General features: G+C 34.0%; 4 protein-coding genes. All 4 read right to left on the bottom strand.

All coding sequences use genetic code 11. The features are described from left to right. Window positions 1-1,437 (bottom strand): carboxypeptidase-like regulatory domain-containing protein (locus ACIQZC_RS08580; RefSeq protein WP_396138818.1); only part of this gene is annotated, 1,437 nt, incomplete at its 3' end. 170 nt (window positions 1,438-1,607) lie between these two features. Beyond that, window positions 1,608-3,245: a glucose-6-phosphate isomerase gene (pgi, locus tag ACIQZC_RS08575; protein WP_396138817.1), complete on the bottom strand. Its 1,638-nt coding sequence runs from the start codon at window positions 3,243-3,245 to the stop codon at window positions 1,608-1,610. Further along, window positions 3,245-4,477, bottom strand: coding sequence for a peptidoglycan DD-metalloendopeptidase family protein (locus ACIQZC_RS08570; RefSeq protein WP_396138816.1), 1,233 nt, complete (start codon window positions 4,475-4,477; stop codon window positions 3,245-3,247). The genes pgi and ACIQZC_RS08570 overlap by 1 nt, the downstream gene beginning before the upstream one ends. Window positions 4,478-4,499: 22 nt before the next feature. Beyond that, complete coding sequence (locus ACIQZC_RS08565) at window positions 4,500-5,426, bottom strand: tryptophan 2,3-dioxygenase family protein (RefSeq protein ID WP_396138819.1); 927 nt, start codon at window positions 5,424-5,426, stop codon at window positions 4,500-4,502. Window positions 5,427-5,431: the final 5 nt, after the last annotated feature.

The following is a 5,431-nucleotide window of genomic DNA, read 5'->3' as shown; positions in this document are numbered from 1 at the left end:
TTCATTAATTTCTTTCTTTAAATTAGAAACGATACCATACCAAGCATGGTTATTCATAGAAGCTCTAATTACATAGTTTTTAGAACGATATGGATCTGCAGGAACACCAGCATTTGATCCACTTTCGTTAGAACCAATTCCGTTTGGATCGGCAGAATTGTTTGCGAAAATTAAATTAAGGTCAATTAATGTTGATTGATTTGCTCCAGTGTATGGATTAAATTCTGAAATATTTTTCTTACCACCTCCATAATTACCAGTTCCTCCACCACGGCCCCATGATGCATATAATACTGTAGATAATGAAGTAGTACTGTTAATGGTGTAATCCCAGTTTAAGTTTGCAACTGGTTTGTGGTAAAAATTTGTTCTTTCAGAAATATATTTTCCGTTTAAATAACCATAATTGTTATTATATTTTCTACCGAACCCTAAATAATCAGATATTCTTTTAGTAAAGTTTTGATCGTGTGACTGAGGTGCACCCGTCAACAAAAAATTGAAATTATGTTTATCGTTAGGTTTATATCCAAAAGAAATGAAGTAGTTTTGTCCCTCTCCTCTTGTTCCATCGTTGTAACCATCTCCTTGCCAATGTGACATCAAAACGCTCATACCAAATCCTTTAGCATTCATACCTGTGTTATATGATGCTGTAGTTTTTAAATAATCATCATTTGCAACACCAGTAGATACAAAACCCCCTTGTTTTTTATCAGTTGCTTTAGTTACAAAGTTAACTGTTCCTCCTACTGAAGAAATCGCTAATTTTGAAGAACCCAAACCTCTTTGTACTTGGATAAAGTTAGCAATATCCGACATTCCTGACCAGTTTGACCAATACATTTTACCATCTTCCATACCATTAATTGGCTGACCGTTTAATAAGAAAGCTGTGTTGTCTTGTTGGAAACCACGAACCGTAATTCTTGAATCACCATAACCTCCAGCTTGTCCTGCAACATAAACAGATGGTGTGTTAACCATAGCTTGTGTTACATCTGAAGTACCAACTTTTGCTTGAATATCAGCCGCTTTAATTGTAGAAACTGCAATTGGCGTTTTACGCTCTTTTGCAACGTCGATAATTCCTTTACCAACTACCACTACATCGTCCAATTGAGAAACATTTGGAACAATAACTACTGAACCAACATTAGTAGTAGCTCCCGCAACTGTAAAAGAAATTGTTTTTGAATCAAAACCCAAGAAAGAAATTACAATTTCTCCTGATTTTTGAGTTGTTGTAAGCTCAAATTTTCCGTCAAAATCAGTAGCTACTCCGTTTGTAGTACCTTTGATTACAACGCTAGCTCCTGCTAATGGTTGATTTAACTCTCCATCTAATACAGTTCCTGTAACTTTAGACTGAGAAAATACTGTTAGGGTTGTCAAAAAGAAAAACCCAAAAAGTAATGCATTTTTAAAAATTTTCATGTGATGTGTTTTTAAAATATTTTATGCAAAGTTGCTACAAGATTTTATTTCTAATGTTAATTTAATGTTAACAAAAGCTATTTGAATAATAAAAAACTTAAAAAAATGTTAATTAAAGATTTTCTTTCGGTAAAAACAGCTTTTTGCAGCGCTTTTCTAAAAATAATATACTAATTCTTATATTTTTTTAATAAAAAAGAAGTTGAGCCATCATGGCTTTGTGGAACGCTGTCTATAATTTCGTTATGAATACTTGTTGCTAGTTGTTTCCCCAACTCAACTCCCCATTGATCATAGCTGAAAATATTCCAAATGACGCCTTGTACAAAAATCTTGTGCTCATATAAAGCGACTAAAGCACCTAAGGTAGCGGGTGTTAGTTTTTTGATTAAAAGTGTATTCGTTGGCTTATTACCTGAGAACACTTTAAACGGCAATAAAAAATCGGCATTATCGCCCGAAATTCCTTGTTTATCAAATTCCGCTTGAACTTGCGCTTCAGTTTTACCCATTAATAAAGCTTCGGTTTGTGCAAAGAAATTTGACATTAATTTATCATGGTGGTCTTTATTACCATATAATGACTCTTTGAATCCAATAAAATCAGTAGGAATCAATTTTGTACCTTGGTGAATTAATTGGAAAAAAGCATGCTGTGAATTAGTCCCTGGCTCGCCCCAAATAATAGTTCCGGTTTGATAATTAACCGGTTTACCATCTCTTCCGATACTTTTACCGTTGCTTTCCATAATGCCTTGTTGTAAATAAGGCGCTAATTTTTGCAAATATTGGGTGTAAGGAATTAATGCTTCACTTTCTGCACCAAAAAAATTATTGTACCAGATACTTAATAAAGCTAAGGTAACCGGAATATTTTTATCAAACGACTCGTTTTTAAAATGCTCGTCCATTTCATGAGCTCCTTGTAATAATTGGTCAAAATGATCATATCCTACAGCTAAACTGATTGATAGACCAACGGCACTCCATAAAGAAAAGCGTCCGCCCACCCAGTCCCACATAGGAAAAATATTTTCGGGATTAATACCAAATTCGGTTACTTTTTGAATATTCGTTGAAACGGCTACAAAATGTTTTGCAACATCTTCTTGTGTTGCTGATTGCAAGAACCAACTTCTTATGGTTTCGGCATTAGAAAGCGTTTCTTGTGTGGTAAATGTTTTAGAAACGATTACAAAAAGAGTTGTTTCAGGATTTATTTTTTTAATAATTTCATTCACATGGTCGCCATCTACATTGGAAACAAAATGAACATTTAAATCATTTTTATAATATTGCAAGGCTTCAACAATCATTGCCGGACCAAGATCTGAACCGCCAATTCCTATATTTACAACATCGGTAAATGGCTTTCCAGAAAAACCTTTTCGTTGTCCTGAGATAATTTCGTTTGAAAAGTTTTTGATTTTGTTTTTCACCGAATAAATTTCGGGCATTACATTGACGCCATCTACTTGTACAGAAGCATTTTCTTTAGCGCGTAACGCAGTATGTAAAACGGCTCTGTTTTCGGTTTGATTGATTACATCTCCATCAAAATATTTTGTAATGGCGTCTTTTAATTGTACTTCATTGGCTAATTCCTGTAACAAAGAAATCGTTTCGGCTGAAATAATATTTTTAGAATAATCTACTAAAAAATCATTCCATTGTAGGTGCATTTTTTCGGCTCTTGCAGGTTCATTTGCAAATAATTGTTGCATTTGAACGTTTTTCATGGTTTCAAAATGCGCTTGTAATTTTTTCCAAGCTTGAGTTTGTATTGGATTGATCGATTGCAGTGCCATTATTCTTTAAATTTTTGTGCGGTTATGCTGTCTAACTCTTTTTTTAAAGGCGCAATATAACTTAAATATTTTTGTTTGTCTGATTTCCCCATGGGTTCCGTGTTGGGTAATTTTAATCGCAGTGGATCCACTTGCACGCCATTTTTCCAAAAACGATAACAAACATGAGGTCCAGTAGCTAATCCTGTGCTTCCTACTTTTCCTATGGTTTGTCCTTGTGAAACGCTTTGTCCGTTTCGAACTAATATTCTGGACATGTGTAAATACTGAGTTGCATAGGTTGAGCTATGACGGACTTTTACAAAATTACCATTTCCGGCGGTGTAACCCGTTCTTTCTACTACGCCCGAAGCGGTAGTTTTAATAGGTGTGCCGTGTGGCGCTGCATAATCTGTTCCATTATGAGCTTTAAATCGCATTTGAACCGGATGAAAACGACGCCCAGTAAAACGAGAGGAAATTCTGAAATAGTCTAAAGGTGCTTTTAAAAACATACTTTTTAGCCCTTTACCGTTTTCATCGTAATAATCTTCTTTCTTTTGGTTTTCATTTAACTTATATGGGAATGCAAATATCTTTTTCCCTTTGTGTTCAAAATAAGAAGCCTCGATGCTTTCAACTCCAATATAGATGGAATCTTCCATATATTTTTCATTGATGGTCACGGCAAATTTATCTCCTTTTTGAATTTTAAAGAAGTCAATTGTATAGGCATAAATTCCTGCTAACTTAGGAGCTAAAGCAGGACTAACTCCAGCATTACTTAATGTTTCAGAAAGTGATCCGTTAATTTCGGCAGCCACCACTCTTCTTTTAATGCGTGTTGGTTTTTGCTTATTTGATACCACTAAAGAATCTCTAAAATCTACTACAGTATATTGTATTCGATCTTCTATATAGACTAACGCTTTAAGCGTATTGGGCTTTTTCTTGTCTAAAAAAAGAATATAGGGTTTGCCTACTTTAATTCTCCTTACATTAAATGAATCTTTAACTTTTTCAGTTACTTGATGAATGGTAAGACTATCTTTCAATGGGAATTTTTGCAAAAGCGCACTAAATGTATCTCCTGATCGAATAGTATCTCTTATAACTTTATAATCATTAAAAGTAAACCCATAATCCTTGATTATTGGCTCTTTCTTTGCTATTTTAGTTGCATCTTTTTCGTCTTTTGAATTACAAGAAGTAAAAAAAGAGAAAAAAAGAAATGTTATGATTAGATATCTCAATGTAATTCTTTTTCAAATGTTGTTATGCACCCCAATTTTCAATTTCTTCTGCCGACCATAATTCTGGGAAGAAAATTCGTTTTTGATATTTTGGCAACATGTATTTTTTCCAATCACTTCCGCCGGTGGCTTCATGATTACCTGGCACACTTTCTATGTATTTTTTGGCCGCATTAAAATGACCCATTACCCATGTGATATTTACAGTAACATCATAATGACGCATGGCTGCCACTAAATTTTGATTTTTTTGATCTGCATCAGGAAGTTGTTTATATTTTCGCCACAAATTGATGGTGTTGTATTCTTCCATGTATTCCAAAAATAACTTCTTGTATTTTCGTTCAAATTCACTTAATAAATATGATTTTTCTCCCGTATGATAATCTTTTCCAGCTGCTTGCCAATACAAATGTTCCAAAGCATGTTTATAAGGTGTATCTCGATCTATTGAAGCTCTAAAACGGTTGTCAATTAGGTTAATTAAATCGGTTGAAGAAAATTCAATTAAACGATATTGCGCCGATTGAAATCCGCTAGCAGGTGTTAAAGTATTTCTAAATTTCAGGTATTGTTCGGGCTCCATTCCGTCTTTCATTATATCAAAAGAAGTTGTGAGCATATCGAAATAGCGACTTATTCTTCCTAATTTTTCAGTAAAATATTCCGTTGAAGGTTGTTCATTATGACACAATTGGTCCATCTCCCAAAGAATCATTTTAAACAACAATTCGTTCACTTGATGATACATTACAAAAACCATTTCGTCGGGCAATGTAGTGCGTTGTGTTTGTAAACTAAGCAATGCATCGGTTTGAATATAATCCCAATAGGTTATAGGTTTTGACCAAAGTAGTCCTTCTAAATGGGTTGAAGTGTTTTGATTGATAGCTTCAAACTTATCATTCAATAGATTTAATTGTTCTTGGATTTTTGGGGTAATTTCCATTATTA

Origin of the sequence: Flavobacterium sp. (assembly GCF_044338735.1) — a bacterium.
In the GTDB taxonomy this organism is placed as follows: Bacteria; Bacteroidota; Bacteroidia; order Flavobacteriales; family Flavobacteriaceae; genus Flavobacterium.
This window is presented reverse-complemented; position numbering and strand designations above follow the sequence as displayed.